Here is a 26,397-nt window from a genome sequence, read left to right as displayed (position 1 = left end):
GACATGATACATACGCTTATTGTTCCAGGTGTAGGTGGTAGCGAATACAATCACTGGCAAACATGCTTACAACATCAGCTCAGTCGATGCTCTCGTGTGCAACAAAAAGATTGGAATCATCCCGTTTTGCAGGAATGGATCACTGAATTTGTCAAAGCCCTGCAAGATATTCAAGATGATGTACAGATTGTAGCGCACAGCTTTGGCTGTTTAACCTCGGTCGCAGCACTGGCACAACATCCAGAATTGACTGCTAAAGTTAAAAAGCTGATTCTGGTCGCGCCTGCCAATCCGGCACGTTTTGGGGAAAATGGTTTCGTTCGTAACAGCCAGACCGATTACAGCCATTATTTTCAGCAAGTGCAGATTCAGGTTCCGGCCACGTTATTAATCAGTGAAAATGATCCCTGGTTAAGCTATGCAGATGCCGAGTTTCTGGCCAAAGCCTGGAAACTCAAACCGATTAATCTCGGACAGGTGGGGCATGTCAATGTCGCTTCAGGATTTGGCCCTTTTCCTGAACTTGCCCAGTATTTGATTTCAGAAAAGACTATGCAACATATCAGCAATACTGATGACAGCAAGTATTATTTCAAATTTGCATTTTAGTCGTTGCAAATTATGCTTGTGTCCAATTTCTTTTTTTAATTTTCGCTGGTTAGTTTTAACCAGCTTTCTCTCTTTTGAGGAGTCATCATGTCGCAGCGATCCCGAGTGCTGCCAGGATTTGGTCTTTCTCTAGGCTTTACCCTAGCGTATTTATCATTAATCGTTTTAATCCCGCTGTCTGCTGTTTTTATTAAATCACTGGGCATTGGCTGGGAAGGCTTGTGGGAAATCCTGAGCTCTGAACGTATTCAAAAATCCCTACAACTCAGTTTCAGTGCAGCCATTATTGCTGCGCTGGTGAATGTGGTGTTTGGCCTGTTATTGGCCTGGTGTCTGGTACGTTATAGCTTCCCGGGCAAACGTATTGTCGATGCCTTGGTCGATTTGCCTTTTGCGCTGCCAACAGCGGTGGCCGGTATTGCCTTGACCTCTTTATATGCGCCGACTGGCTGGATTGGTCAGTATCTTGAACCGATTGGTATTCAGGTTGCTTATACCCCGATTGGTATTACGCTGGCTCTAATCTTTATTGGCCTGCCTTTTGTGGTTCGTACCGTACAGCCGGTACTCAGTGATCTGGAAACTGAACTGGAAGAAGCTGCATCTGCACTCGGGGCAAATCGCTTACAAATTGTGACCAAGGTAATTTTCCCGATTTTACTTCCTGCGCTTATCACTGGCTTTGCATTAGCTTTCGCTCGCGGTGTTGGTGAATATGGTTCGGTGATCTTCATTGCCGGGAATCAGCCCTTTGAAACAGAAATTGCCCCACTGATGATTATTTCTCGTTTAGAAGAATATGATTATGCAGGTGCAACCACAATTGCGGTGGTGATGTTGCTGATTTCATTTGTCCTGCTGTTCCTGATTAACTTACTGCAAGCTTGGGCCAGCCGCCGTACCGGGAGAACTGCACGATGAGTTTGAATACCAACAGCAATGCACTAGCTGAAAAACTACAATCCCGTGATGCAACCCGTGAGCCAACCTGGGTACGTTATACCCTGATCACTATTGCACTGATTTTTTTCTTGAGCTGCCTGATCCTGCCTTTGATTCTGGTTTTTGTGGAAGCCTTTAAACAGGGAATTGGTGTCTATACACAGGCATTGGTGCATCCAGATACTTTATCTGCAGTCAAACTTACACTTTTGACTGCTGCAATCGCCGTACCGCTGAACGTGGTATTTGGTGTCGCTGCGGCATGGTCAGTGGCGAAGTTTAACTTTCGGGGTAAATCCTTCCTGACCACCTTGATTGATATGCCATTTTCGGTCTCTCCCGTGATTGCCGGTTTAATGCTGGTACTGATTTTCGGTACGCAAGGCTGGATGGGGTCCTGGTTAATGGACAATGACATCAAGATCCTTTATGCAGTGCCTGCCATTGTCCTGGCGACCATCTTTATTACTGTACCCTTCGTGGCTCGTGAGTTAATTCCATTAATGGAAGCACAAGGCACGGAAGAAGAAGAAGCTGCGATTGTGCTCGGTGCATCTGGCTGGCAAACTTTCTGGAAAGTGACCCTGCCAAATATCAAATGGGGTCTGATTTACGGCGTGATTCTGTGTAATGCACGGGCCATGGGTGAGTTTGGTGCAGTATCGGTTGTATCCGGTCATATCCGCGGTGAAACCAATACTTTACCGCTACACGTCGAAATTCTTTATAACGAATATACCTTTAGTGCTGCGTTTGCCGTGTCTTCGCTTCTGGCTCTCCTCGCAATTGTCACCCTGATTTTAAAAACATGGGTGGAACTGCGCCAGGAAAAACAGGACAAACGTAATCAAGATTCTACAGTTTCTTAAGGAATGCCAACATGAGTATTCAAGTACAAAATATTGAAAAACACTTTGGTGCATTCCATGCACTTAAAAATATCTCGCTGGATTTCCCAGATGGTCAACTGGTGGCCCTGCTCGGCCCATCAGGTTGCGGCAAAACCACGCTTTTACGGATTATTGCCGGTCTGGAATCTGCAGATGGCGGTCAGGTCATTCTGGAAGGTCAGGATGCGACCAATGTTCATGTACGTGAACGTGAAGTCGGCTTCGTGTTTCAACATTATGCCCTGTTTCGTCATATGACGGTATTTGACAATATTGCTTTTGGTCTGCGTGTTCGCCCACGTAAAACCCGTCCATCTGAAGCGGAAATTAAAAAACGTGTTACGCGTTTACTTGATTTGGTTCAGCTGGGTTTTCTGGCTGACCGTTACCCTGCTCAGCTTTCAGGTGGTCAGCGTCAGCGTATTGCGTTGGCACGTGCCTTAGCCGTTGAACCGCGTGTGCTGTTGCTAGATGAACCTTTCGGTGCACTGGATGCCAAAGTCCGTAAGGAATTACGTCGCTGGTTACGTACCTTGCATGATGAGTTGCACATCACCTCGATCTTTGTGACCCACGATCAGGAAGAAGCGCTGGAAGTGGCCGATCAGATTGTGGTGATGAACAAAGGTAATGTCGAACAGATCGGTTCGCCACGTGAGGTCTATGAAACGCCGGCAACCCCATTTGTGTTTGATTTCTTGGGTCAAGCCAATCGTTTTGAAGGCCAGAACAACGGCGGCATTATTCAGCTCGGGCAAGATCGCATTCACTTTGATGGTGCAAAAAATGCTGCTCAAGGTGAAGTGATTTTATTCGCACGTCCTGATGAGCTGCGCATTCATGCACAGCCACAAGACAATGCCATTCAGGCCACCTTCATACGTGAATTATGGATTGCGGGTAAAGTCGTTGCAGAACTGAATGACCGTCAGGGTAACTTGATTGAAATTTTACTGACACCTGATGAAGCAAGAGCACACCAATTCCGCCCCAATCAAACCGTGTGGTTAAGTGCGGTGAACTTGCATTTATTTGAAAATCAGGTCGCTTAAGACCAAAAGATGGGGCTTCGAAATGCCCCATCCTCTTCTAGGGTAAAGAGAATTATGAATTTCCAACAATTAAGAATTATACGAGAAACGGTTAGACAGAACTTTAATTTAACTGAAGCCTCAGCTGCACTTTATACTTCGCAGTCTGGAGTGAGTAAGCATATTAAAGATCTGGAAGATGAGCTTGGCGTGCAGCTATTTATCCGTAAGGGTAAGCGTCTACTGGGTTTAACCGAGCCGGGTCAGGCACTGTTAGGGATTGTGGAACGCATGCTGGTCGATGCCGATAATATTAAGCGACTGGCTGATGATTTTAATAAAGTTGATGAAGGCACCTTGACCATTGCCACCACGCATACCCAGGCGCGCTATGTGCTACCGCCGATTGTCAGCCAATTTAAAAAAGAATTTCCTAAAGTACATTTGATTCTGCAACAGGCCAGCCCGGTAGAAATCACGGAAATGCTGCTGCAAGGTCAAGCCGATATCGGTATTGCAACCGAAGCACTGACGACTGAAGACAATCTGGCCAGCGTACCTTATTATAACTGGCAACATAGTATTATTACGCCGCAAAATCATCCACTTGCAACTAAAGATCAGATCCGGATCGAAGATCTGGCCCATTACCCGATTATTACCTATCATGGTGGTTTTACCGGTCGTTCCAAGATTGATACTGCCTTTGAAGAAGCCGGCTTTGATGTCGATATCGTCATGTCCGCACTCGATGCCGATGTGATTAAAACCTATGTGGAAATGAATATGGGCGTCGGCATTGTCAACGATGTCGCTTATGACCCGGAGCGTGATTACCGTTTAAAGCAGATTAAAACGGATATTTTTGGCATGAATACCACCTGGATTGCGGTACGTAAAGGACATTTACTACGTGGTTATGGCTACGAGTTTATTTCCCTGTGCTCGCCGGATGCCGATATTAAAGCGCTTAAAAAAGTCGCCTATCCAGACGAATAAAAATATATAAGTTTTCAGTCAAAGAGGCCAGCGAGCCTCTTTATTATTTTCAAGTGGATAATCTGTATAAATATCAAGCATAATCACATTAATAATAAATTGAATTATACCAATATGATCGACAGCAAATTTGCTCTTTTCTGTATGGGCTGCGCTTTTTCTGGGTCAGGTTATAGCGCTGCTTTTGAACAGTCCAATCAAAGTATTCAGTCTTTTTTTGAAAAAAATCATTATGCTGAAATTTCATTGGCTTGGGTTCGCCCTGATATTAGCGGTCAGGTACAGCATACCGAGCAGCTGCAACAACTGGGTATTACTGACTTTTCTACGGGCCAACTTGCCAGTACGCAATTTATCTCTAATGTTGCCTTAAAATTACAGCTTCACCCTCAACTGTCATGGGGACTGATTTATGATCAGCCTTATCATGTAGATGTGGCTTATAGTTATAATCCTGTTTTTGCAGGTGAAGCGCTTTCTGTTGAAGCCGCGACTATCCAGTTTGATAGCCACAATCTCACATCATTAATCGGCTTCCAACCGGATAATCACTGGAATTTTTATACAGGGCTAAGTTATCAAAGTCTGGAAGGAAGCTTATATTTATCCGGGCAAACCTTTTATATATTTAATGGTTATCGGGCTACATTTGAACAAGATCCCGCTTGGGGCTGGCTTGCAGGATTCAGTTATCAACTACCCGAATATTTTTTTAGAACTGCGCTGACTTACCGTTCAGCCATTGCTCACCATCATAAAACTGCTGAATCGATTGTCGTAGGCACCAATCCCTCCCCCTATACCCAGATTCAAACCCCTCAATCCATCCATCTGGATTTTCAAACAGGATTGCCTTATCAAAATGCCTTTTATGGCACATTACGCTGGTTAAACTGGCAAAATTTTGTCATTCAGCCGCCTAAATTCAGTGTAGTGATTGACTATGCTGCCTTAGAATTCCCAGAATTAGAATCATTCAGGATGATTGATTATCGTGAGGATCAATGGTCTGCCAAAATCGGTCTGGCGCATCAATGGCCCTCCTTTGGCATAAACTCTATCGAACTCTTATGGGATTCCGGTACAGGAAATCCGGCTTCGACATTAAATCAGAGTGATGGATATTGGGGTATTGGACTAGCTCATCTTTACAAGATTCAAGATACTTGGGATATTGCGACAGGACTCTATTATTTAAAATTTCAGAAACCTGAGGTTGCAACATCTGATTCGCTTACTCCCCAGATAGCGGGTTTATCCGCTGTTTCTGACAATAGTGCCTGGATCGCAGGTTTAAAACTGGGTTATCACTTTTAAATTACTTATTACAAAGCATAAAAAAACGAGCCGAAGCTCGTTTTTTATAGATTAAAACTTAGAAGCGGAAGCTGACACCCAATTTTGCGACTGGTAGCCATTCGTATTTATTGTCATTACGAATCTCGTTTTCTTCATTACGTAAGGCAGTATCAAAATCTGGAATATCTGGATTAAACTCATCTACTGGAACAAATGCGCCTGTAGGAGTTAGATTAACACTTGGGTTACCATTATAATATGCACCGATTTCACCAAATACACCCCAACGATTGGTAATTGCTGGAGAGAAACCGATCCCTACATAAGGTGCAATATTGTTTTTGTAAGATAAATCTCCTGTCACACGCCCAGTAGTGCTTCCTACTGTTCTGTATCGATTACCATCAACACTAATAGTACCATCAGCACCTGTACGACTTTCTAGACCATAATCATTGTCAACATATGCAACACCGGCTGCCATATAGAACCAGTTCGCCCAAGGACGAATTTCAGCATTTAAATAGGTCAAGTTATTGTCCATATCCAGGTCATATTTTGTACCATTGATTGACAAGTCATCAGACCAGGAAATGTCACCACCGTTATAACCTAAAGTCACGCCGACATATGGATTGGCATTCCAAGAAATTGCCCCACCATAACCGGTAGTACCGACTTCAGCACGAACAGCTGCAGGTTTAAAGAAAGAAAAAGATGCCACACCTTCATCTGTTACGATTGTTTCATCAGCAGCCATAGCAGAGCCAGCTGCTGCAGCCAAAATGGAAACTGCTAAAATTTTATGTAAAGACTTCATTATTTCTCTCCTCAAAAGAACTTATTTTGATCATTAGTTATTCGTGATGGGTTCAATATAAAGGACTTAAAAAATATTTTTTATTCATGTTTTGCTGATCTTTTGTTATTTTTTGATACAAATTAGTTTTTCTTGTTGATAACCTGGCTTTTTCTAACACTTCTACTACATTTTAAAATAATGAAAAATAACACTTATCACGTTCATTATTTCAAACTTCCCACACTTTTGGCTATTTTTCATCTATTTTCAGTCTGCTCAACTATTTTTAATGCAATATAGTGTAAAATCTAGAAAATTTTTTCTGGAAGGAAGATCATGTCGCAGCTTTCAACAATCATTGAAAAAGCGTTTGAAGATCGTGCGAATTTCACAGCTGCAGATTGCCCTGCTGAAATCCGTCAAGCAGTTGAGGACGTAATTGCTGGTCTAGACAATGGTACTTTACGTGTTGCTGAAAAAATCGATGGTGAATGGATTGTTCATCAATGGATTAAGAAAGCGGTATTGTTATCATTTAAATTAAACGACAATAAACCAATGCAAGCTTGTGATCTTCGTTTCTATGACAAAGTAGATACTAAATTCTCAGACTGGACTGAAGAACAATTCAAAGCGGCTGGCGTACGTGTAGTTCCTCCTGCGGTGGCGCGTAAAGGTTCGTTCCAGGCTAAAGGCGTGATCTTGATGCCTTCTTATGTCAACATCGGTGCCTATGTAGATGAAGGTACGATGGTGGACACATGGGCAACTGTGGGTTCATGTGCACAGATTGGTAAAAATGTTCACTTGTCTGGTGGTGTTGGTATTGGTGGTGTACTTGAACCACTTCAGGCCAACCCGACTATTATTGAAGATAACTGCTTTATCGGTGCACGTTCTGAAATCGTTGAAGGCGTGATCGTTGAAGAAGGTTCTGTAATTTCAATGGGCGTATTCATTGGTCAATCGACCAAGATTTATGACCGTGCCACTGGTGAAATTCACTATGGTCGCGTACCAGCAGGTTCAGTCGTTGTTGCAGGTAGTCTGCCTTCTAAATGTGGTACTTACAGCCTTTATGCTGCGATTATCGTGAAAAAAGTAGATGCGCAAACTCGTTCTAAAACCAGCCTGAACGATCTATTACGCGAAGACTAATATGTCTTAACTTAGAGGGCACATTGGTGTTCCTCGGAGCTTCAAGCGCTCCCCGTCTCTACGATCAGTCATGATCGTAGGGATTTTTATTTTTATACCCGGTTATTTATTTCTCAGTGGTTAGTTTTGTTATGAATACGCTTCGTTCTTCCGCAATTCCAGTTTCTGATCCGTCTGCGGGTTTACGCATTACGGAGATCTTCTATTCATTACAAGGTGAAGCCAATGCTGCGGGCTTGCCAACGGTTTTTATCCGCTTAACCGGCTGCCCGTTACGCTGTACATACTGTGACACCACCTATTCATTTGAAGGTGGTCAGCGTCAGTCTCTGGATGAAATTATTCAGACCACGCTCGATTTTAAAACACCCTATGTCTGTGTGACCGGTGGTGAACCACTGGCTCAACCGAATGCCCTGCCTTTAATGCAGCGCCTTGCTGATTTAGGTTGTGAGGTTTCTTTAGAGACCAGTGGTGCTTTAGATGTTGCTAAAGTAGACCCGCGCGTTTCCAAAGTTCTAGATTTAAAAACCCCAACTTCAGGTGAAGTTGCACGAAATTTGTTATCCAATCTGGATCATTTAACGCCACATGATCAAATCAAGTTTGTGATCTGCAACCGTGAAGACTATGAATGGTCAAAGCAGCAGCTTGAACAGTATCAGCTTCAAGAGAAAGTCAGTACAGTCTGGTTCTCGCCTGCATTTGCGGTTGAAAAAGGCGCGGTTCGTTTACCGCAACTGGCGCGTGATTTGGCTCAGTGGATTTTAGAAGACCATCTCCCTGTTCGTTTCCAGTTACAGCTGCACAAGTTGTTATGGAATGATGAAACTGGTCGTTAATTTTTTGTAAAGTTACTTTTTTGGAGAATCAGCTTATGCGCCCTCGTGCCATTGTTCTGTTATCTGGCGGATTAGACTCAACTACATGTCTGGCTTGGGCACAGGCACGCTACGAATGTATCGCGATCAGTTTTAAGTATGGTCAGCGTTCAACCACAGAGCTGGATGCAGCCAAAGCACTGACTCAAGCTGCCGGTGTGGAACATCGTGTGATTAATATTGATCTGGGCAATCTGGGTGGCTCAGCCCTTACCGATCATAGCATTGAGGTGCCTGATCATGAACAAGCCGGTATCCCGATTACCTATGTTCCGGCACGTAATACCATCTTCCTGTCTTATGCTTTAGCCGCTGCGGAAGTATTTAAAGCCGAAGCAATTGTGATCGGAATTAATGCGGTTGATTACTCGGGCTATCCGGATTGCCGACCGGAATTTATTGACGCATTTGCCAACATGGCACGCCTTGCGACCAAGGTTGGCGTAGAGGGTCAGGCGCTCAAATTTGAAACACCTTTGTTACATTTATCCAAAGCAAATATTATTCGCTTAGGTATTGAACATGGCGTAGACTACAGTCAAACGGTGTCATGCTATCAAGCAGATGACCAAGGACGTGCCTGTGGCAAATGTGACAGTTGCCGTTTACGTAAACAGGGTTTTGCGGACGCAGGTGTTGAAGACCCGACACGTTATATACCGTAATAACAAGGTAGAGTTTATGAAGAATTTAAAATCAAGCATCGTGCTTTCAGCAATTGTTTCAGCTGCTGCTATGTTCGCAACAACGGCTCAGGCAGCTGATGACAAATTACAACAAGCTTATAAAAGCACCAATGTAAAATCTGCATTGATCAATGTTTGTAAAGATGAAACTGGCAAAGGTAAAAAACTGACCGCTGCTGAAGTCAGTAAATATTGTACTTGCGCTGTTGAAGCAGATGGTAAACTAACCAATGCACAAAAATGGGAAATCCAAAGCACCATTAATCAGAAGAAAAGTCCTGGAACTTTAGCTTTTGTACAGAAGCAGAATAAAGACCTGCAAGCATGTTTTGGTCCACAGTTAACAGGCAAACTGAAAACTTTGACTGAAGAAGCAATGAAATCAGCTCAAGCTGCGCCGAAGAAATAATATCTCATTATTCTTTGATGAAATAAGCCACTATAATGTGGCTTATTTTTTTGAAAAATTTAAATAAAACAGGAGTTAATATGACTGCCATCAGTTTGCTTGACCAGAGTTTCCCTGCAACGACAGCTGAAATCAATTTAACCCAGCTGGATACAGAATGGCTGGTGATTTATTTTTATCCTAAAGATTCTACTCCGGGTTGTACCACTCAAGCCGTCGGATTTTCTTGTTTAAAAGACCAGTTTGATGCTTTAAATACCACCATTATTGGCGTATCTCGTGATTCGGTCAAAGCCCATCAAAACTTTACTGAAAAGCAGAATCTGAGTATTAATCTGATCAGTGATAAAGAAGAAGTGCTGTGTAATCACTTTGATGTGATTAAAGAAAAGAACATGTATGGCAAACAAGTCATGGGGATCGAGCGCTCGACTTTTATTTTCCATAACGGCGAACTGGTCAAAGAATATCGTAAAGTCAAAGCCGCAGGTCATGCCGAACAAGTCCTGGAAGATTTAAAAGCTCTGCAAAGTGCTTAATTGACTATTTCCTGCAAGGATAAAAGCTCGAAAAAATCGGGCTTTTTTTGTGATTACTTTGATGTAATACAAGCATTTTATATGTCTTCTATGCTTCAATTTTTAAAGCTAAGCAATAGACATGCAGCAGTCTATTAAGCTAAAAGCGACCACATAAAAGATCTATTAAAAGACTGTTTAAGACATCCTTAATTAACTTCACAATGACCCGAGAGATGCAGATTCACTTTCTCTCCTACGCCTGCAATCCCCTTTCTCATGCCGAAATCACTGCGGTTAATCACTGCAAATGCCTGGACTTCGAGCAAGTTGTCATTAGACAGACTCGACTTAAAGGTTGTTTCAAAAATCACCGGTTTGGTCACACCACGCAAAGTCAAATTGCCTAAAACATTGTATTTACCATTGCCCAGGTCTTTAAACTGGATACTTTTAAAACTTACCGTTTTGTATTTTTCAACATAAAAAAGGTCTTCACCCAAAATCATATGTTTCAATAACGGTTTATTAAAACTCAAACTCTCGACATCCATGACCAGATGCGTTGAAGCATTTTGCGGTGCTTTGGCATCAAACTGCATGCTGGATTGCACCTGATTAAACTTGGCTTTGACCACAGTCAGTCCCATTGACTTGATCTCAAAGCCGACATCACTTTTAGGAGTGAGCGTCCATGATTTTGCAAAAGCCTGACTGCTGAAAAATAAACAGATTGCCAGGCCAATCAGTCCAGTTTTTATTGTTGTTTTCAATTTTAAATCCACCTTGTTTAATTTCTTATTGATCGGATTTAGGTACACGCTTCAAGCTGAAATTAAATTTTCTTTTCAGTTTTAGAATTTTTGTTTTCGTTATTTTTATACCAGTTAACTGAAGTTTTTGTAAAACCCTTAGTGACTAATGGAAAAAATAATCGTTAGTATTTATTTTTAAGAAATGGCCTAATCGAAGTATGCTCATCGAATGGAGACTGTTAATACTTTGATTTTAAAATTCATCTCCTAAATATGATCATATATTTCAACAAAATCTGAAGTAAAATTTGCTTACACAGCGAGCACTGCAAACTCTATTTTCTATTGTGATTCTCTTTGAAAAATGTTTAAAACAGAATGTCTAGACAAATATCAATTACAGACCTTACTCGCATTCTCTTGCTCAAAATATAAAAATCCTCAATTGAGGATTTTTATATTACCAGTTGAATTAAATACTGAGAATTAATGACCCTGCGACGATCCACATGGTACAAGCAATGAGAGCATCCAGAACCTTCCAGGCATGGCGATGCTGAAACCAGGGTGTCAATATCTTTGCCCCATAGCCCAAGCTAAAAAAGAAAAACCAGGATGCACACACAGCACCAAGCGCAAACCACCATTTTCCTAGGCTATATTGCGTTGAAATTGAACCAATCAGGATGACGGTTTCTAAATAAACATGCGGGTTTAACCAAGTAAATGCCAGACAGATCATCAACACTTGTAAAAAATGTGCTGTAACTTGATCACTTGGAGCCAAAACTTCTGTTGATTTAAATGCATTGATTGCATGTTGCAGACCATAATAAAACAGGAATCCTGCGCCAATATATTTAGAAAACATAACCGCATTTGGATAATGTTCAATGATGTGAGCAAAACCAAAAACACCTAATAATATCAAAATAGTATCAGACAAGGCACACGTCAAACAGACCAGGAAGATATGCTGCTGTTTTAAACCCTGTTTTAGTACAAAGGCATTCTGCGCCCCGATACTGACAATCAGGCTCATACCTACAGCAAAGCCACTGACCATATAACTGAACATCACATTCCCCTTTTTTGAATACATGAATTATTCAACAAAAAGGAAGCTATTCATTAAAACTAAGTTAATATCAATTTAACTAAATTTTTCTTAGATTGTAGCGATGCTGAATGCGAAACAATGTGATGCTTTTTACGCGGTTGCAAAAACTGGAAGTTTTGATCTGGCGGCAGAACAACTCAATATTACTGCCTCAGCAGTGACCCTTCGTGTTCAGAGTCTGGAAAAACAATTGGGACACTTGCTGCTGGTGAGAGACCGGCCTTGTCGCGTGACTCAATCTGGACAAACTTTATTGCATTATTTACAGCATCAGCGTTTGCTAGAACAGAATTTGATGCAGGATTTGGGCGGACAGGTACAACAGGAAGGTTTTTACTGTCTGAATATTGCCACCAATGCCGATTCACTTGCGACCTGGTTATTGCCGACCTTACAAGCCCAACTGATCCAGCATAAAATTGTGCTGCATTTTCAACTGGATGACCAATCACAAACCCATCATTTACTGGAAGCCGGACTGGTCAATGCCTGTTTGAGCACTGAAGCCAAAGCCATGAAAGGCTGTCTGGCCGAGCGGATTGGACCAATGCACTACCGTCTGGTTGCCACGCCTGAATTTGCCCGGAACTGGTTTCAACAAGGAATACATCGTGATGCCTTACGCCACGCACCGGCGATTCTGTTTAATGAAAAAGACCAGTTGCATACCCAGTATATCCAGCAAGAATTTGGCCTGAGTCCGGCACAATATCCTCACTTTTTTATTCCATCGACGCATGCATTTTTTGATGCCATTGTCATGGGCTTGGGTTATGGCTGGTTGCCGGATTATCAAACCCGGCATTTGCTGGAATCAGGACAATTGATTGAACTTTCCGGTGAAATGCGAATTGAAGTCCCCTTGTATTGGCATCACTGGAAACAGCAGTCTCCTGCTCTGGCGATTCTGGGTGAATGTTTAAAACAGCATGCTCAGACCACCATGAATCAGCCTCTAGCCATCTGATCGAGTCAGGCCAGATTGCTTTTATCCTTCTGGACAAATTTTTGACTGAGTTGCTGATAGGTTTCGGTATGCTGGAATTGCTCTAGAAACTCAATCGTGCCTTGTGGAAATTTATCCCGTTGAATTTCACCGCGATAATAAGCTTCACGCATCGGCGTAGCGGATAAAGCACCTTCTAGGCTTTCCAGTTCGACCATTTCCCATTCCGGGAAAAATTTTAAATAATATGAAGAATCATCTTTAAAATGTCCAATCAGTCCGACTTTGGCATTCGGTTCTATGGCCTGATTTATCAGCGATTTCACCAGTTTTTGCCATTTTTCATCATTATAAACATCAATGACTTCTACAAATTGAATCCGCGCCTGATCTTCCGGACTAAAATTTGCAAGGATCATGGCTTCACGTTCCGAAGCCAGAAATGGATTTTTGATATTGCGTTCATTCTGCGCAGAACCAAGGGCCAAAATCACATTTTGACTGTGTTCCAAAGCAATCTGAATGGTTTGCATATGCGCCAGATGAAAAGGCTGAAAACGGCCAATGAAAACCAGATAATCAAATGTATAGTTCATAACAGATCATTTTTATGACTCATGAGTTGTGCCGCCCCAATAAATATGCGACATAATCAATCTCATAAAATCAAATTAAGTTTTAAAGCAAGGATAGTACGATGACACTGAGCTGTATTCAACAACCTCATGAGCATTTGCATGCGAATTTAGAACATGGCGTACTCACTTTAGCCATCAATCGCCCGGAAGCGAAAAATGCCTTATACAGCGAGCTGTATTTATGGATTGCTCAAGCGCTCGATGAAGCAGATCAGGACAATCAGGTGCGTGTGGTGGTGTTACGCGGTCAGGACACGGACTTTAGCGCGGGCAATGATATGCAGGATTTCATGAAATCTGCTGCCAAGAAAGGTCAGGCCCCTGCGGCTGAAGGCCCGCCCTTTATTTTACTCAAAGCGGCTGCCAAGTTTTCCAAGCCTTTAATTGCAGCGGTACGTGGCGTTGCAATCGGGATTGGGGTAACCATCTTATTGCATTGTGACTTGGTCTATAGTGACAATACTGCCCTGTTCCAGATTCCATTTGTCAGTCTGGGCCTATCGCCTGAAGGCGCTTCAAGCAAATTGCTGATTCAGCAGGCGGGCTATCATAAAGCGGCTGAATTATTGCTGACTGCACAAAAATTCAATAGCGAAAAAGCACTCGGTGCCGGTCTGGTGAATAGTATTGAAGAAGATGCCTATGCGGCTGCACAAAAACAGGCGCAGACTTTAGCAGCATTACCTTTGGCGTCTTTGAAGCAAACCAAAGCCTTGATGAAACATAATCTGGATGAAATTGTGGCCTGCATCGACCATGAAGCAGAAATTTTCATGCAGCGCGTTGGCTCTCCGGAAATGCTGGAAGCCGTACAAGCTTTTATGCAAAAACGTAAACCTGATTTCACACAATTCAACTAATTTTCAAACTTAGGATCTCAATGAGCTGGTTTAGACTGCCTCATTGATTCCTTTACCTGTAAGAATAAAGAATATGTCTACTGAAAATTCATCCATTATTGCCCAGTCTCCTGAAACCATTGATAGCGCCAATCCTGATAAAAAACGTTATTATGAACCTGCTCCACAGGATATTGATGTCGATAATTTCCGTAAAGTGATCGAAAGTCGTCGTTCAGTGCGTAAATTTACCAAAAAACCAATTCCAGAAGATGTACTTGATGCTTGTCTGGATCTGGCGTTGCTGGCTCCCAATTCGTCAAACTTGCAGCCCTGGACATTTTATGTGGTACAAAACCCGGCGAAGAAAAAGCGACTGGTCAAAGCCTGCATGAGCCAACTGGCAGCAAAAACGGCTTCTGAGCTGATTATCTGTGTGGCACGTACCGACCGTATTGATGAAATGGCCAAACGGAATGTCAATGAATTTCCATATCCGGAAGCACCAGCTGCCATCAAAAAATACTATAAATACATTCCATATAACTATAAAACCGGTTATTTAAATGTCTTTGGCAACTTTAAAAAAGTGGCTTTCAAAGTTGCCCGCACTTTAGATAAACAGATGCCTGTTTCTGCCTTTAGTCCAAGTGATGCCAAACTTTGGGCAACCAAAACAACGGCACTGGCTTGCGAAAATCTGGTCTTGGCCTTACGTGCTTATGGTTTTGACAGCTGCATGATGGAAGGTTTTGATGAACCGATGGTACGCGATCTCTTGGGCTTAAATGATCAGCAATATCCAGTCATGGTGATTGGTGCAGGTGAACGCGCCAAAGACGGCGTGTTCTTCCCGCAATACCGTTTTGATCGTGAGTTATTTATCCAGAAAGTTTAACAGTAGCAATAGAAGAATAAATCTTTGATTTGATATTCTTGGCGATATGAATACCACTCTTAGGCAGAGATTCAGAAATGAATTTTCTGCCTAACCTGGGATCTCGGTTAATTTAGACCTACCCTTCTCATCCTTCAAAGTAACATCAACCTATTAAATAAAGATTTAAATCTTCACGCGATATGAGACTGTGCCAGCACCCAAAGTGCTTATGCATCATCAAAATCTAAGAATAATAAGTTCTCAATTTCCGGTCATCCATCCAGTTACAATGAAATCCGACGGGTACACGAACCGGTAAATGAATCGTGGCAATAGGCCCCTTCTGAATATATTGCGCATCTAAAATCACCACTTTCGATGGACTGCCATCCAAGGCGTGTAGATAAGACATCAGCCAGCCATCATTTTCTGTTTGAGCACCTTCTCGGGCGACAAAAACTGCCTCACCTGTAACCCAGTTTGCTCCAAAGGAATAGCTTGCTGTACTGCCGGTTTCCAGATCATGGTACAAGAGTGTATTACTGCTAACATGATAAGGATCATCAAAGCCGGCAAAGGAAATACTATAGACATAGCGATAAGGCCGCCCTGTATAGGCTTCATTGATCCGCGGAAATTCCTGCTTGATATTGGATAATACAGTTCGAGTGACTTTTCCTGTTTGCTGCTCGAAGATCAATCTTTCCAGCCGAATCTCCTGATCTTCTATTGGTCCCTGAATGGAACTGACCAGTGCCTTGGAATGTACCACTGCATCCATCACTACATCACCTGTGTTCAGGTCATAAGCATTGACCGTATGAAAAATAAAACAGGGATCAATCTCATACCAGCGGATGTCTGCCGCACTGCCACCAAAAGGCAGCATACCTATACGAGCCTGATGTTTAGGATTCCATTGATAGGGTAATAGTGAGCCTTTTAAGGCACTACGCATAGAAAAGTTGACATTCAAATCCAGAATCAGCACCTGAGATTGAGTAATGGCACAGTCATGCACCATCGGGCCATGTTTGACTGGAATTTCGACATGATGTTGCAGTTTGCCTTGAGCATCAATATGTAAATAAAAAACCTGATGATGATTCAAGGCATCATAACAAACCGCATGAATATCTCCTGTTTCCGGGTCGATATGCGGATGAGCCGTAAACGGTAAATCCTGATCATTTTCAAAAAGTTGATGCCATTTTGATTCCAGTTCACGATTTACTTCGATCGGATAAGCCCCCGCTTCGACCAGTGCCCAGATTTTCCCGGCAAAGTGGATGATATTGGTATTGACCGCATCCGCGATTCCACGCATTTTCCCTGAAATCTGTGGTCTATGCAATTTTTTCTGCACACTGGCCGATCCGACATAAGCACTTTTATAGCAATGTGCTTCACCAGCTTTGAGTTTCAGCGCGTGAATCATGCCATCACCGGTGAACCAGTGATAATTTCGTGGGTTCTTTACCGTGATCGGATTCGGGCCAATCCGCATCAGCGCACCTTCCAGTTCTACAGGAATTTGCCCTTCTACCATCAATTGAGTAGCAAAATGCTCCTGTCGTTGTGGCGCAAATATGCCATCCAGATAGGGATTGTCATGAGAATAGGGAATGTGGCTATGCAGGATTCCCGCACCATGTTTGATAGTTTTACTGAGCGTATTCTTGAGGATATTGCCGAGCTGTTTTGACCACTGCATTATTATTTTCCTGTTTTATTTTTATGATGATGACTGATTTTATACTCATAAAAGGAGGTTAATCATTTTAAACAGATAAGCTGATGGTACGCTAAAACACGATGCGCACCATTACTTCTAGCAGCAATAAGGTTGCACGTTTAGACTTTAATATCCAGGAGCTGAATAAACTCAAAAGCAGGCTCTTCATAAGGATGGCTTGCTTTCAGAGCTTTGGCGACCTCGACCGCCTTTTCATCAGCAACCAGCATTTCTACTCGCCACTCTTCAACCTGCTCTAATTCCCCGACTTCACCAATATAAGGATCTGCACCTTGCTGCGCTTTAAACTGTCCTGTTCCCAGTACCTGCCAGGCACAGTGGGTATAATCTCCGATGCCGCCTGCACCCGCTTTAAATAAGGCTTCCTTAGTCACTTCAAGATGTTCATCTGGTACATAATAAATGAGTTTTAGCATGTTTCCCTTCAACCTTTTTCAATGGCTTATTTAAGATCTATTGTCCAGTGCCTGGGTAATAATATTCAATGCGGAATTATGAGAATTCTTGTTAAATGTTGCATAAAGTCCTAATTGTGGCAGGACTTGATCTGTTTGCACGATTTTCACATGCTCATTTAAAAAACGCAGCAGATATTCCGGGACGAAGCTAAAACCCATGCCCATATTGATCAGGTTAATATGTTGCAACACATTGGTAACCCACAGCATTTGGTCATGCTGCAATTGTTCAAAAGACATCAGGTGATTCAACTGCGCATAAAAGACCGGCGAAGCATTTTGCTCACACATAATCAACTGATGATTTTTCAGTTCTTGTAACTTCAATGGCCGATCTGTGGGATGTAAATGCTCGGCTGCCACCAGATAAATCTGTTCATTCATTAAATGAATATTGTCAAAATCGGGATGTTGCAGACAATAGCGGGTAAAGCTCAAATCCAGCTCGGCATTTTTCAGGCGTTGAATCTGCTCCATACAGGTCAGACTATGCAGATGAATTTTTAAATCAGGAATATTCTGCTTCAGTTTGGCCAGAATATTTGGCATCACTTTCAGTTCTGCAACATTTAAAAAGCCAATATGGATCTGGTTATTTTTCTGCTGCGCCACCTGACGCGCCGCGGCAACTGCCAGTTTGGCACTTTCAAGCGCCTGTTCAGCATGAATCAGAAAAGCTTGCCCCTCATCGGTCAGTTTGATTTGCCGGGATGAACGGTCAAACAGCATTACACCGACTTCCTGCTCCAGATCCTTAATCTGCTGACTTAAAGAAGGCTGCGCCGTGAACAGCTTATCTGCTGCTTTGGTAAAACTCTGTTCCTGAGCTACTGTTAAAAAAGCACGTAAATGTCGAAGTTCCATAAACTCAGCCGCATATTCTCAGGCATTTTAAGCTGCCAAACGAGAAAGTAGTAAGAATCTCAATAGACCTATAGTTTATATGAATACTCCTATTGTATTGCCTGAATTTCACTACACTGGATTGTAAATATATTCAAATCTTGTTCTTCAGACAGACACATGGAGTCATGTATGACACAGCATTACGATACTGACGTATTGGTGATTGGCACAGGACCTGCAGGATCGACCTTAGGTTTAGCACTGGCAAATTATGGGGTCAAAGTTCAACTCTTCACACAGTTTAACTGGCTGGCCAATAGTCCGCGTGCGCATATTACCAATCAGCGTGCCATGGAAGTATTACGTGATTTAGGCATTGAAGAACAAGTCAAAGAAATTGCGACACCGTGGGAACACATGGGCGAAAGCCTGATTACCACCAGTCTGGTCGGTGAAGAAATTGCCCGTTTAAGCGCTTGGGGCACAGGTGATGAACGTCATGGCGACTATATCAAAGGCAGTCCATGTCCATTGGTGGATTTGATTCAGCCGAAAATGGAAGCCTTACTGGTCAAGAATGCCGGTGAGCGCGGTGCAATCTATAACTTCAATACTGAATATTTATCGCATGTTCAGGATGAAAATGGTGTCACCGCTACTTTCCTGAACCGGATTACCAACACAGAATTTAGTTTAAGAGCCAAATATCTGATTGGTATGGATGGCGCACGCTCAAAAGTGGTTGAGCAACTTGAGCTACCACTCGAAGGTGTGATGGCGCGTGCGGGTACAGTCTATGTGACTTTTAAAGCCGATCTAAGCAAATATGTTCAGCACCGCCCTGCGATTCTGCAATGGATCGTCAATCCTGAAGCCAGCTTTGGTGATCTCGGCATGGGCTTGCTACGTGCCATTACGCCTTGGAATGAATGGATTATGGGCTGGGGCTTTGATATTTCCAAAGGCGAGCCACAAGTGACTGACGAGCAGGTTCGATCGCGTCTGAATACATTTGTTGGCGCTGAAGTGGAAGATGTCGAAATCCAAAAACTGTCCTACTGGTATGTAAACCAGACTTGGGCAACTGAATATTCTAAAGGCCGCGTGTTCTGTGGTGGTGATGCTGTACACCGTCACCCGCCTTCAAGCGGTTTAGGTTCAAATACCTGTATGCAGGATGCGTTTAACCTCGGCTGGAAACTCGCCTATGCAATCAAAGGTTGGGCCGCACCTTTCCTCCTCGATTCATATACCTCTGAACGTGCGCCTGTAGGCAAGCAGATTGTCGCACGTGCCAACCAATCCCGTTTTGACTATAAGCATTTAAAAGAAGTCTTTGGTTTTGACCAAGGCATCACTACGCAAAAACAGATGCTGGAACGTATTTTTGCTGAAGATGAGCAAGGTGCCGAAATTCGTAAAAAGTTATTTGAAGCACTTGAAATTAAGCATTTTGAATTTAATGCCCAAGGTGTTGAACTGAATCAGCGCTATAGCTCAAATGCGGTGATGAGTGAAACTGAGCCCGAGATCTTTGAAAAAGATGAACAGCTTTATCTGCAAGCCACGACTCGTCCAGGTGCCAAAGTTCCACATACCTGGCTAATCAATAGCAAAGGCCAAAAGCAATCCACTTTGGATATTAGCGGTAAAGGCCGTTTTACCTTACTGACAGGTTTATCAGGTAAAGGCTGGAGATTGGCTGCCGAGACTCTAGATTTACCTTATTTAGATGTAATTCAGATTGGTTCACGTGAGTATCGTGATGTCTATGGTACTTGGAATGCCAAGTCTGAAGTTCATGAATCAGGTGCGGTGCTGGTTCGTCCAGATGGTTATGTGGCTTGGCGTTATCAGGACAGTACCAATGCATCTTTTGATTATGAAAATACGTTAAAGGCGGTATTGAAGCAGGTTCAACTCATAATCTAACTATTCCATCAATCATATTTAATTGACCATCGACATGGATGTCACCTGTCAGCCTGTGGGATATAGTCATTCTATCAGTCTGACGAAGGATTTTGGTTACCTTACGGAATATATCCCTCATCCTTCAAAGTAACGAATATTCTTATAAAGAAGTAAGTCTAACAATTTATGAAAAAACCACCTCAACGGTGGTTTTTTAAATCAGATAATTAAGAGCCTTGAAGTAAATAACTGCCCACAACAAACAATATTTGTAGTCCTACGACAATAGCAAACAACATCCAACCTTTCTGACGCATTGCCGCCTTATCCATTATTCTAAGTGTTTTAGCCATGTCATCACCTCATACTTGAGAATTGATACTGAACTGATCTATTCCATCTTTCTTTTATAGTGCAATAAAGTTGTGCATAAAACATACCATAGCACTTTATATACAATATGAAAGCAAAATCTAAACCAAGTTCAGTGGGAGAAGTTAAATTAAAAAATCAGAATGCTTAAAAAGCAAAAATCCACCCCAAGGTGGATACGAATTAAGTAATTATAGATATTTTTAAATTATTTTTCCATAAAGTATAATTAAGTTAATATTTTTAAATGTTATTTATTGAAAATTAAGAAAATTAATGATTAGTAATTTTCTGATATTTCCACATGAGAAGTGACTTTGCTGTAAGCCTGAATTATTCATTACATAAGTTCTCATTTGGAAGTGTGATACTTTTACCATCCATCGCTTTACTAAAAGCTAAATACGCCTTAAAGCGCTGTTTTGTGTTTGTGGTGACTGCAATGACATGCTGAACGACATTGGATGGTTTGTACAAAGTATCTTGAGAAAAACGCTCGTAAATGCAGCCTATCGCGCGCGATTTTTCAAATGCAATTTTTCGTAGCGGGTATTGCTGAGAAGTATCGAGTAATAAGCTCTCTTGCAGAACCATAGCCAATTGTTTTACCGCCTGTCTTTGTTCCATATTTATAAAATTCTTTTCAATATAAAGATCAACATCATCACGAATTCCATTTTGATTCACATCAGGGCCTTCGATATCGCGATCACGATTGAGTTTCGGCAAATAACCACTTTGTTTTATTTCATCTAAATGCTTGATATTAGCTCGCCACATGTATGTATCACACCCCGCCAATGTGAATAGTGAAATAAGTAAAATGCACCTTGAGAATCTGATAAATATTCTTGGCATGAGGTACCTCTTTATTTTATATGCATCATCATTGTCAAAAAGCTCAACATCTATCCTGAATCTCAATATATTTTCATGATTTAGTAGATCTGTAGTGTTTACGATATTTCATATAAAAGATCGCAACAGCGATCAAATGCAAGGCTAAACACAAGATGATTTTTAAATGTGGACTATACAGCTCATCCGACATTTTTTCGAAGAGAGTCAAATAAACCAGACTATAGGAAACGAGTCCTAAAATGGTTATTGCCGTTATTTCTATTTTTAAATATGCACCATCTGCAAAGTTATAATCTGCACTAAAACACAATAATGCAAAGATAAAATATGTAAACATTTTCATGATCTAAACTGGTTACTTATTTGAATTATTTAAACGATGTTAACTCCGAAATATACATAAAAAAAGGGCCGCTACTGCGACCCCTTTTCATCATCTAAAATCGATTAACCAATAAACTTACGTGCATTACGGAACATACGTAACCAAGCACCATCTTGATCCCAGTCTTCTGGTTTCCAAGAATGCTGAATCGCACGGAAGTTACGTTCAGGGTGCGGCATCATAATTGTTGCACGACCGTCTTGAGAGGTTACACCGGTAATACCTTCCGGTGAGCCGTTCGGGTTCAATGGATAATGTTGTGTTGCATTCCCCAAGCTATCTACATAACGCAGAACCACCTGATTCGATGCGTTGAGCGCAGCAAAGTTTTCCGCAGTTGCAACCGCACGACCTTCACCATGTGCTACAGCGATCGGCAGAATCGAACCTTCCATGCCCTGAAGCAATACAGAGTTTGATTTTTCCACACGAACATTCACCGCACGTGCTTCAAACACTTCAGAAGTATTGCGGTGGAAACGTGGCCAAGCATCAGCACCCGGAATCAGCGGAGCCAACTGAGACAACATTTGACAGCCGTTACAGATACCCAGCGAGAAGGTTTCCTGACGGTTAAAGAATTTCTCAAACTGGTCACGCAGTTTAGTATTGAACAATACTGATTTTGCCCAGCCGCCACCAGCGCCCATCACGTCACCGTAAGAGAAGCCACCACAAGTCACTAAGCCTTCAAAATCATCCAGGCTGATACGACCTGCCAGCAAGTCACTCATATGTACGTCAACGGTATTGAAGCCGACTTTATCAAATGCTGCTGCCATTTCGATATGACCATTGACACCCTGCTCACGCAGAATCGCCATGTTCGGACGACGTGAATTAATGTACGGCGCTTCAATCGCTTCATTCAAATCAAATGTCGGTTTCGCAATGATACCTGCATGAGATTTGTCAGTGATAAGAGCAAATTCCTGATCCGCAGTTTGTACGTTGTCACGTAGGCGCTGGATTTGGTGGGATACTTCCGTCCAAGCCACTTGCAGATCAGCACGTTCAAGTACTAGACCATTTACAGACAATTGGTCAGTAGTATTTACAGTACCAACCACTGCAATTGCATCTTTCAGGGTAGATGCTGCAACTTCAGCTTCTAATGCTGCCCAATCTGCTTTGCTAATTTGAAGCACTGCACCGATTTCTTCTGCAAACAGGCTTGCAGTTGACTGATCTTCTAGTGCTATACCCAAACGTGATGCGAACATCATTTCTGCAACAGTCGCCAATAAACCACCATCACCGATGTCATGATATGCCTTGATCAGACCACGGTTGTTCCAGTCTTGAACCAAAGCGAAAAATGCTTTGAAGTCATCGAAGCTGTCGACATCAGGCGTCACAGAACCGATTGCTTTATACACCTGAGACAGAATCGAACCACCTAGACGGAACTGACCTTTAGACAAGTCAATACGAACCAGTACCGACTCTTCATTTTTCAATTCAGGGGTCAATGTTTTACGAACATCGGTCACAGGTGCAAATGCAGTAATCACGCCTGACATTGGTGAAGTCACAGACTTGTCTTCACCTTCGTCATTCCAAGTAGTACGCATAGACAATGAGTCTTTACCAACTGGAATCGCGATACCGAGTGCAGGACACATTTCCATACCGATGGCTTTTACACCTTCGAATAGCGCTTGATCTTCGCCCGGTTGACCTGCAGCAGCCATCCAGTTTGCAGACAATTTAATGTCGCTGATTTTTTCAATCTTTGCAGACATGATGTTCGAGATTGATTCAGCCACTGATAAACGTGCCGATGCAGCAGGATTGAGCAATGCGACTGGTGGACGTTCACCCATCGCCATCGCTTCACCGGTGTAGCCTACTAGGCTTGTCGTTGTTACCGCAGCATCCGCCACCGGAACCTGCCAGCGACCGACCATTTGATCACGTGCCACCATACCAGTAATCGAACGGTCACCAATACTGATCAGGAATGATTTAGAAGCCACTGTCGGGTTTTTCAAAACACGATAAATCGCATCTTTCAGATCTGTGACTTTAGCCGCGTCGAAATCATCGCCTTTGCGTTCAATGGTTTCATATGAACGGCTCATACGCGGTGTACCACCAAGCATTACCTGCATTGGCATATCCACTGGCTTGTTGCCAAATAACGGATCTTCAACGGTTAAGTGACGCGCTTCAGTTGCTTCACCGAGTACCGCAAACGGACAACGTTCACGCGCACAGATCGATTCAAATAATTCTAAAGAAGATGGACGAATCGCCAGTACATAACGCTCTTGCGCTTCATTTGACCAGATCTCCATAGGCGACATGCCCGGTTCAAGCGATGGAATCTTACGCAGATCCAGCACCGCACCGAGTTCATGGTCATTCACCAGTTCAGGCATGGCATTCGATACACCACCTGCACCCACATCATGTACAGACACGATCGGGTTCTGGTCTTCCATGCGCCAGCAAGTATCAATCACTTCCTGACAACGGCGTTCCATTTCCGGGTTTTCACGTTGTACCGAAGCGAAATCCAGGTTTTCGCCGAGTTTACCGCTGTCTACAGAAGATGCTGCACCACCGCCGAGACCGATCAGCATGGCAGGGCCACCGAGCACGATCAATAAATCGCCCGGCAAGATTGGATCTTTTTCAACGTGATCTGGACGGATGTTGCCATAACCACCGGCAATCATGATTGGCTTATGGAAACCTTTAACATCGCCATTGATGTTTTGTTCAAAGGTACGGAAGTAACCATTTAAGGCAGGACGACCAAATTCGTTGTTAAACGCAGCGCCACCCAATGGGCCTTCAATCATGATTTGTAGCGGCGATGCCATACGCGATGGCTTGCCATAGTTTTCTTCCCAAGGCTGTTCAAAGCCCGGAATGTTCAGGTTAGATACTGTAAAGCCGGTTAAACCTGCTTTAGGCTTACCACCACGACCGGTCGCACCTTCATCACGGATTTCACCGCCCGAACCTGTCGCAGCACCGGCAAATGGTGCAATCGCTGTCGGATGGTTGTGAGTTTCCACTTTCATCAAGATATGCGCGGCTTGACTCTTATATTTATAAACCTGCTGGCCATTGTCTTCTTTGGTTGGATAAAAACGCTGGGTATCCGAACCGACAATCACCGAAGCATTGTCTTTATAAGCCGACAATACATCTGTAGGTGATTCTTTATAAGTATTCTTGATCATCTGGAACAATGACAATGGCTGAACTTCACCATCAATGGTCCATTCAGAACCGAAGATTTTATGACGGCAATGCTCAGAGTTTGCCTGTGCAAACATCATCAGTTCGATGTCATTTGGATTACGACCCAGCTTGATAAACGCTTCAGTCAGGTAATCAATTTCTTCCATCGACAATGCAAAACCAAATTCATTATTGGCCTTAACCAGTGCTTCTTTACCTTCACCCAGAATATCAATCGAGTTCAGTGGTTTTGGTGCTGTTTCAACAAACAGTACCGCAGCCTCTTCAATCGCATTGAATACGCTTTCAGTCATACGGTCATGCAAAATCTGTTGAACTTCATTTGATACGTCTTTTAGACCCTTCAACGTAAATAAAACGCCGCGCTCAAGACGATGAACCGGCGTATTACAGTTTTTGAAAATGTCTGTAGCTTTAGAAGACCAAGGCGAGATGGTGCCGACACGCGGTGTCACTAAAATTTGGATTTCATCACTTGCAGCCTGGTGCAATTCAAAAGATTGCCCATCGTTGAGAAGCTGTAAAGCTGATTGCTGTTGTTGCTCGCTGAGCGCTTGGTCAAAGAGGTAGACCCATTGACTTTCAATTGATTGAACAGAACTAATTGACGTCAAACGCGATAATAGTTGAGTTTTCTTAAAAGAAGAATGTGCGGGTGCACCGGCAACGATAAACATGCTGATTTTGGCTCCACGGGATGGTCTGAACAACCATGCCACAATGTGACTTGAGAGAGCGCATATTCTACTGTGAAATAAGGAAATCGGCTAGATGGCAAATACGAAAACTACGGCTGAAATATTCTGTATTTTTAAAATATTGTGTTTATTTTCAGGCAGGAAAATTGAATGTAGTCGCGTAGATTAACACAATTTGTTAAAGAAAAATCAAAACCGATTAACAATAATTTCACTTAAGAAAATTGTATTATTTTTCAACAGCAAGACCACTTAAAATGCGTACAGAACTTATTCTTGAGCCGTTATAAAAAACTTATTAAGGCTAGGCTAAAGCTTCTCGGGATAGACTGAAACAGTCGAGTTCATTTTTTAGCTCATCTCTCTGTCGGCGAGTTGCACTACTGAAATAATTTTGTATCCAGCTATCCCCATTCCGGGCTCCATTGCAGGATTTAAGACTCTGCCCCGCTGTTCTCCCTTTTCGAGCCTGTCTGTATGAGCAAA

General features: G+C 42.6%; 25 protein-coding genes. 15 read left to right on the top strand and 10 right to left on the bottom strand.

Annotated elements, in window-relative coordinates:
- The first annotated feature begins 3 nt into the window (after positions 1-3).
- The 6 genes from FTT75_RS01805 (at position 4) to FTT75_RS01780 (ending at position 5,788) form a co-directional block, all read left to right on the top strand.
- Entirely contained in the window at positions 4-609 is a 606-nt protein-coding gene (locus FTT75_RS01805; RefSeq protein ID WP_180185834.1) for an alpha/beta hydrolase, read from the top strand.
- Between the two features lie 87 nt (positions 610-696).
- A complete protein-coding gene (cysT, locus tag FTT75_RS01800) occupies positions 697-1,530 on the top strand; it encodes a sulfate ABC transporter permease subunit CysT (RefSeq protein ID WP_005097570.1) in 834 nt (277 codons plus the stop codon).
- On the top strand, positions 1,527-2,420 hold the full coding sequence (gene cysW / locus FTT75_RS01795; protein ID WP_005097571.1) for a sulfate ABC transporter permease subunit CysW: 894 nt from the start codon (positions 1,527-1,529) through the stop codon (positions 2,418-2,420). The genes cysT and cysW overlap by 4 nt, the downstream gene beginning before the upstream one ends.
- Positions 2,421-2,431: 11 nt before the next feature.
- Positions 2,432-3,493, top strand: a complete 1,062-nt coding sequence (locus FTT75_RS01790; RefSeq protein WP_005097572.1) for a sulfate/molybdate ABC transporter ATP-binding protein — start codon at positions 2,432-2,434, stop codon at positions 3,491-3,493.
- A gap of 54 nt (positions 3,494-3,547) precedes the next feature.
- Positions 3,548-4,471, top strand: a complete 924-nt coding sequence (locus tag FTT75_RS01785) for a CysB family HTH-type transcriptional regulator (RefSeq protein WP_005097573.1) — start codon at positions 3,548-3,550, stop codon at positions 4,469-4,471.
- A 114-nt stretch (positions 4,472-4,585) separates the two neighbouring features.
- Positions 4,586-5,788: an outer membrane protein transport protein gene (locus tag FTT75_RS01780; protein WP_180185833.1), complete on the top strand. Its 1,203-nt coding sequence runs from the start codon at positions 4,586-4,588 to the stop codon at positions 5,786-5,788.
- A gap of 58 nt (positions 5,789-5,846) precedes the next feature.
- Here the strand turns inward: FTT75_RS01780 and carO are convergent, their stop codons facing one another.
- Entirely contained in the window at positions 5,847-6,590 is a 744-nt protein-coding gene (gene carO / locus FTT75_RS01775) for an ornithine uptake porin CarO (RefSeq protein ID WP_180185832.1), read from the bottom strand.
- Positions 6,591-6,908: 318 nt separating this feature from the next.
- Here carO and dapD point away from each other — a divergent pair, with 318 nt between their 5' ends.
- The 5 genes from dapD (at position 6,909) to FTT75_RS01750 (ending at position 10,245) form a co-directional block, all read left to right on the top strand.
- Positions 6,909-7,730, top strand: a complete 822-nt coding sequence (gene dapD, locus FTT75_RS01770; protein WP_005097576.1) for a 2,3,4,5-tetrahydropyridine-2,6-dicarboxylate N-succinyltransferase — start codon at positions 6,909-6,911, stop codon at positions 7,728-7,730.
- A gap of 131 nt (positions 7,731-7,861) precedes the next feature.
- On the top strand, positions 7,862-8,572 hold the full coding sequence (gene queE / locus FTT75_RS01765; protein WP_100357449.1) for a 7-carboxy-7-deazaguanine synthase QueE: 711 nt from the start codon (positions 7,862-7,864) through the stop codon (positions 8,570-8,572).
- A 35-nt stretch (positions 8,573-8,607) separates the two neighbouring features.
- Complete coding sequence (gene queC, locus FTT75_RS01760) at positions 8,608-9,276, top strand: 7-cyano-7-deazaguanine synthase QueC (RefSeq protein WP_005170088.1); 669 nt, start codon at positions 8,608-8,610, stop codon at positions 9,274-9,276.
- A 16-nt stretch (positions 9,277-9,292) separates the two neighbouring features.
- The gene (locus FTT75_RS01755) at positions 9,293-9,706 is read left to right on the top strand and encodes a hypothetical protein (RefSeq protein ID WP_005170085.1); all 414 of its coding nucleotides are present in this window, start codon (positions 9,293-9,295) and stop codon (positions 9,704-9,706) included.
- Between the two features lie 80 nt (positions 9,707-9,786).
- Entirely contained in the window at positions 9,787-10,245 is a 459-nt protein-coding gene (locus FTT75_RS01750; RefSeq protein WP_180185831.1) for a peroxiredoxin, read from the top strand.
- Positions 10,246-10,433: 188 nt separating this feature from the next.
- Here FTT75_RS01750 and FTT75_RS01745 read toward each other — a convergent pair whose 3' ends face one another.
- Positions 10,434-10,997, bottom strand: a complete 564-nt coding sequence (locus tag FTT75_RS01745; protein WP_180086505.1) for a YceI family protein — start codon at positions 10,995-10,997, stop codon at positions 10,434-10,436.
- A gap of 454 nt (positions 10,998-11,451) precedes the next feature.
- Complete coding sequence (locus tag FTT75_RS01740) at positions 11,452-12,057, bottom strand: LysE/ArgO family amino acid transporter (RefSeq protein WP_005097584.1); 606 nt, start codon at positions 12,055-12,057, stop codon at positions 11,452-11,454.
- Between the two features lie 103 nt (positions 12,058-12,160).
- On the opposite strand from FTT75_RS01740, the gene FTT75_RS01735 reads away from it, so the two are divergent.
- Positions 12,161-13,066 carry a LysR family transcriptional regulator ArgP gene (locus FTT75_RS01735; RefSeq protein ID WP_180185830.1) on the top strand — a complete coding sequence of 302 codons (906 nt, stop codon included), beginning with the start codon at positions 12,161-12,163 and terminating at the stop codon, positions 13,064-13,066.
- Between the two features lie 5 nt (positions 13,067-13,071).
- Here the strand turns inward: FTT75_RS01735 and FTT75_RS01730 are convergent, their stop codons facing one another.
- The gene (locus FTT75_RS01730) at positions 13,072-13,641 is read right to left on the bottom strand and encodes a nicotinate-nicotinamide nucleotide adenylyltransferase (protein WP_005097586.1); all 570 of its coding nucleotides are present in this window, start codon (positions 13,639-13,641) and stop codon (positions 13,072-13,074) included.
- Positions 13,642-13,742: 101 nt separating this feature from the next.
- Here FTT75_RS01730 and FTT75_RS01725 point away from each other — a divergent pair, with 101 nt between their 5' ends.
- Together FTT75_RS01725 and FTT75_RS01720 are read left to right on the top strand one after the other, a co-directional pair.
- Positions 13,743-14,543, top strand: coding sequence for an enoyl-CoA hydratase-related protein (locus FTT75_RS01725; RefSeq protein ID WP_005097587.1), 801 nt, complete (start codon positions 13,743-13,745; stop codon positions 14,541-14,543).
- A 73-nt stretch (positions 14,544-14,616) separates the two neighbouring features.
- Positions 14,617-15,420, top strand: a complete 804-nt coding sequence (locus FTT75_RS01720) for a nitroreductase family protein (protein ID WP_180050060.1) — start codon at positions 14,617-14,619, stop codon at positions 15,418-15,420.
- Positions 15,421-15,646: 226 nt separating this feature from the next.
- Here FTT75_RS01720 and FTT75_RS01715 read toward each other — a convergent pair whose 3' ends face one another.
- The 3 genes from FTT75_RS01715 to FTT75_RS01705 all read right to left on the bottom strand — a co-directional run bounded on the left by FTT75_RS01715 (position 15,647) and on the right by FTT75_RS01705 (position 18,480).
- Positions 15,647-17,116 carry a carotenoid oxygenase family protein gene (locus FTT75_RS01715; RefSeq protein ID WP_180185829.1) on the bottom strand — a complete coding sequence of 490 codons (1,470 nt, stop codon included), beginning with the start codon at positions 17,114-17,116 and terminating at the stop codon, positions 15,647-15,649.
- Between the two features lie 140 nt (positions 17,117-17,256).
- A complete protein-coding gene (locus FTT75_RS01710) occupies positions 17,257-17,574 on the bottom strand; it encodes a hypothetical protein (RefSeq protein WP_005097590.1) in 318 nt (105 codons plus the stop codon).
- Between the two features lie 30 nt (positions 17,575-17,604).
- Positions 17,605-18,480, bottom strand: coding sequence for a LysR substrate-binding domain-containing protein (locus FTT75_RS01705; protein WP_005097592.1), 876 nt, complete (start codon positions 18,478-18,480; stop codon positions 17,605-17,607).
- Positions 18,481-18,651: 171 nt separating this feature from the next.
- Here FTT75_RS01705 and FTT75_RS01700 point away from each other — a divergent pair, with 171 nt between their 5' ends.
- The gene (locus FTT75_RS01700) at positions 18,652-20,394 is read left to right on the top strand and encodes an FAD-dependent monooxygenase (protein WP_180185828.1); all 1,743 of its coding nucleotides are present in this window, start codon (positions 18,652-18,654) and stop codon (positions 20,392-20,394) included.
- Between the two features lie 209 nt (positions 20,395-20,603).
- On the opposite strand, the gene FTT75_RS15770 is transcribed toward FTT75_RS01700, so the two are convergent.
- The 3 genes from FTT75_RS15770 to purL all read right to left on the bottom strand — a co-directional run bounded on the left by FTT75_RS15770 (position 20,604) and on the right by purL (position 25,890).
- Positions 20,604-20,729 (bottom strand): KGW motif small protein, encoded by a 126-nt coding sequence (locus FTT75_RS15770; protein ID WP_252146096.1) that lies wholly within the window; start codon positions 20,727-20,729, stop codon positions 20,604-20,606.
- Positions 20,730-21,081: 352 nt separating this feature from the next.
- On the bottom strand, positions 21,082-21,528 hold the full coding sequence (locus FTT75_RS01695; protein ID WP_180000993.1) for a hypothetical protein: 447 nt from the start codon (positions 21,526-21,528) through the stop codon (positions 21,082-21,084).
- Between the two features lie 528 nt (positions 21,529-22,056).
- Positions 22,057-25,890, bottom strand: a complete 3,834-nt coding sequence (gene purL / locus FTT75_RS01690; protein ID WP_180185827.1) for a phosphoribosylformylglycinamidine synthase — start codon at positions 25,888-25,890, stop codon at positions 22,057-22,059.
- Between the last annotated feature and the right edge of the window lie 507 nt (positions 25,891-26,397).

Origin of the sequence: Acinetobacter sp. YH01008 (assembly GCF_013420435.1) — a bacterium.
Lineage (GTDB): Bacteria > Pseudomonadota > Gammaproteobacteria > Pseudomonadales > Moraxellaceae > Acinetobacter > Acinetobacter pseudolwoffii.
The sequence above is the reverse complement of the archived record's forward strand: the minus strand, read 5'-3'. Positions and strand labels throughout refer to the sequence as shown.

Coding starts and splice junctions, on each gene's coding strand:
- FTT75_RS01755 (WP_005170085.1), top strand. CDS start 9,293: ATGAAGAATTTAAAATCAAGCATCGTGCTTTCAGCAATTGTTTCAGCT.
- cysW (WP_005097571.1), top strand. CDS start 1,527: ATGAGTTTGAATACCAACAGCAATGCACTAGCTGAAAAACTACAATCC.
- dapD (WP_005097576.1), top strand. CDS start 6,909: ATGTCGCAGCTTTCAACAATCATTGAAAAAGCGTTTGAAGATCGTGCG.
- FTT75_RS01725 (WP_005097587.1), top strand. CDS start 13,743: ATGACACTGAGCTGTATTCAACAACCTCATGAGCATTTGCATGCGAAT.
- queE (WP_100357449.1), top strand. CDS start 7,862: ATGAATACGCTTCGTTCTTCCGCAATTCCAGTTTCTGATCCGTCTGCG.
- FTT75_RS01780 (WP_180185833.1), top strand. CDS start 4,586: ATGATCGACAGCAAATTTGCTCTTTTCTGTATGGGCTGCGCTTTTTCT.
- FTT75_RS01790 (WP_005097572.1), top strand. CDS start 2,432: ATGAGTATTCAAGTACAAAATATTGAAAAACACTTTGGTGCATTCCAT.
- FTT75_RS01710 (WP_005097590.1), bottom strand. CDS start 17,574: ATGCTAAAACTCATTTATTATGTACCAGATGAACATCTTGAAGTGACT.
- FTT75_RS01730 (WP_005097586.1), bottom strand. CDS start 13,641: ATGAACTATACATTTGATTATCTGGTTTTCATTGGCCGTTTTCAGCCT.
- queC (WP_005170088.1), top strand. CDS start 8,608: ATGCGCCCTCGTGCCATTGTTCTGTTATCTGGCGGATTAGACTCAACT.
- FTT75_RS01705 (WP_005097592.1), bottom strand. CDS start 18,480: ATGGAACTTCGACATTTACGTGCTTTTTTAACAGTAGCTCAGGAACAG.
- FTT75_RS01785 (WP_005097573.1), top strand. CDS start 3,548: ATGAATTTCCAACAATTAAGAATTATACGAGAAACGGTTAGACAGAAC.
- FTT75_RS01750 (WP_180185831.1), top strand. CDS start 9,787: ATGACTGCCATCAGTTTGCTTGACCAGAGTTTCCCTGCAACGACAGCT.
- carO (WP_180185832.1), bottom strand. CDS start 6,590: ATGAAGTCTTTACATAAAATTTTAGCAGTTTCCATTTTGGCTGCAGCA.
- FTT75_RS01740 (WP_005097584.1), bottom strand. CDS start 12,057: ATGTTCAGTTATATGGTCAGTGGCTTTGCTGTAGGTATGAGCCTGATT.
- FTT75_RS01805 (WP_180185834.1), top strand. CDS start 4: ATGATACATACGCTTATTGTTCCAGGTGTAGGTGGTAGCGAATACAAT.
- FTT75_RS01700 (WP_180185828.1), top strand. CDS start 18,652: ATGACACAGCATTACGATACTGACGTATTGGTGATTGGCACAGGACCT.
- FTT75_RS01735 (WP_180185830.1), top strand. CDS start 12,161: ATGCTGAATGCGAAACAATGTGATGCTTTTTACGCGGTTGCAAAAACT.
- cysT (WP_005097570.1), top strand. CDS start 697: ATGTCGCAGCGATCCCGAGTGCTGCCAGGATTTGGTCTTTCTCTAGGC.
- FTT75_RS01695 (WP_180000993.1), bottom strand. CDS start 21,528: ATGTGGCGAGCTAATATCAAGCATTTAGATGAAATAAAACAAAGTGGT.
- FTT75_RS01715 (WP_180185829.1), bottom strand. CDS start 17,116: ATGCAGTGGTCAAAACAGCTCGGCAATATCCTCAAGAATACGCTCAGT.
- purL (WP_180185827.1), bottom strand. CDS start 25,890: ATGTTTATCGTTGCCGGTGCACCCGCACATTCTTCTTTTAAGAAAACT.
- FTT75_RS15770 (WP_252146096.1), bottom strand. CDS start 20,729: ATGGCTAAAACACTTAGAATAATGGATAAGGCGGCAATGCGTCAGAAA.
- FTT75_RS01720 (WP_180050060.1), top strand. CDS start 14,617: ATGTCTACTGAAAATTCATCCATTATTGCCCAGTCTCCTGAAACCATT.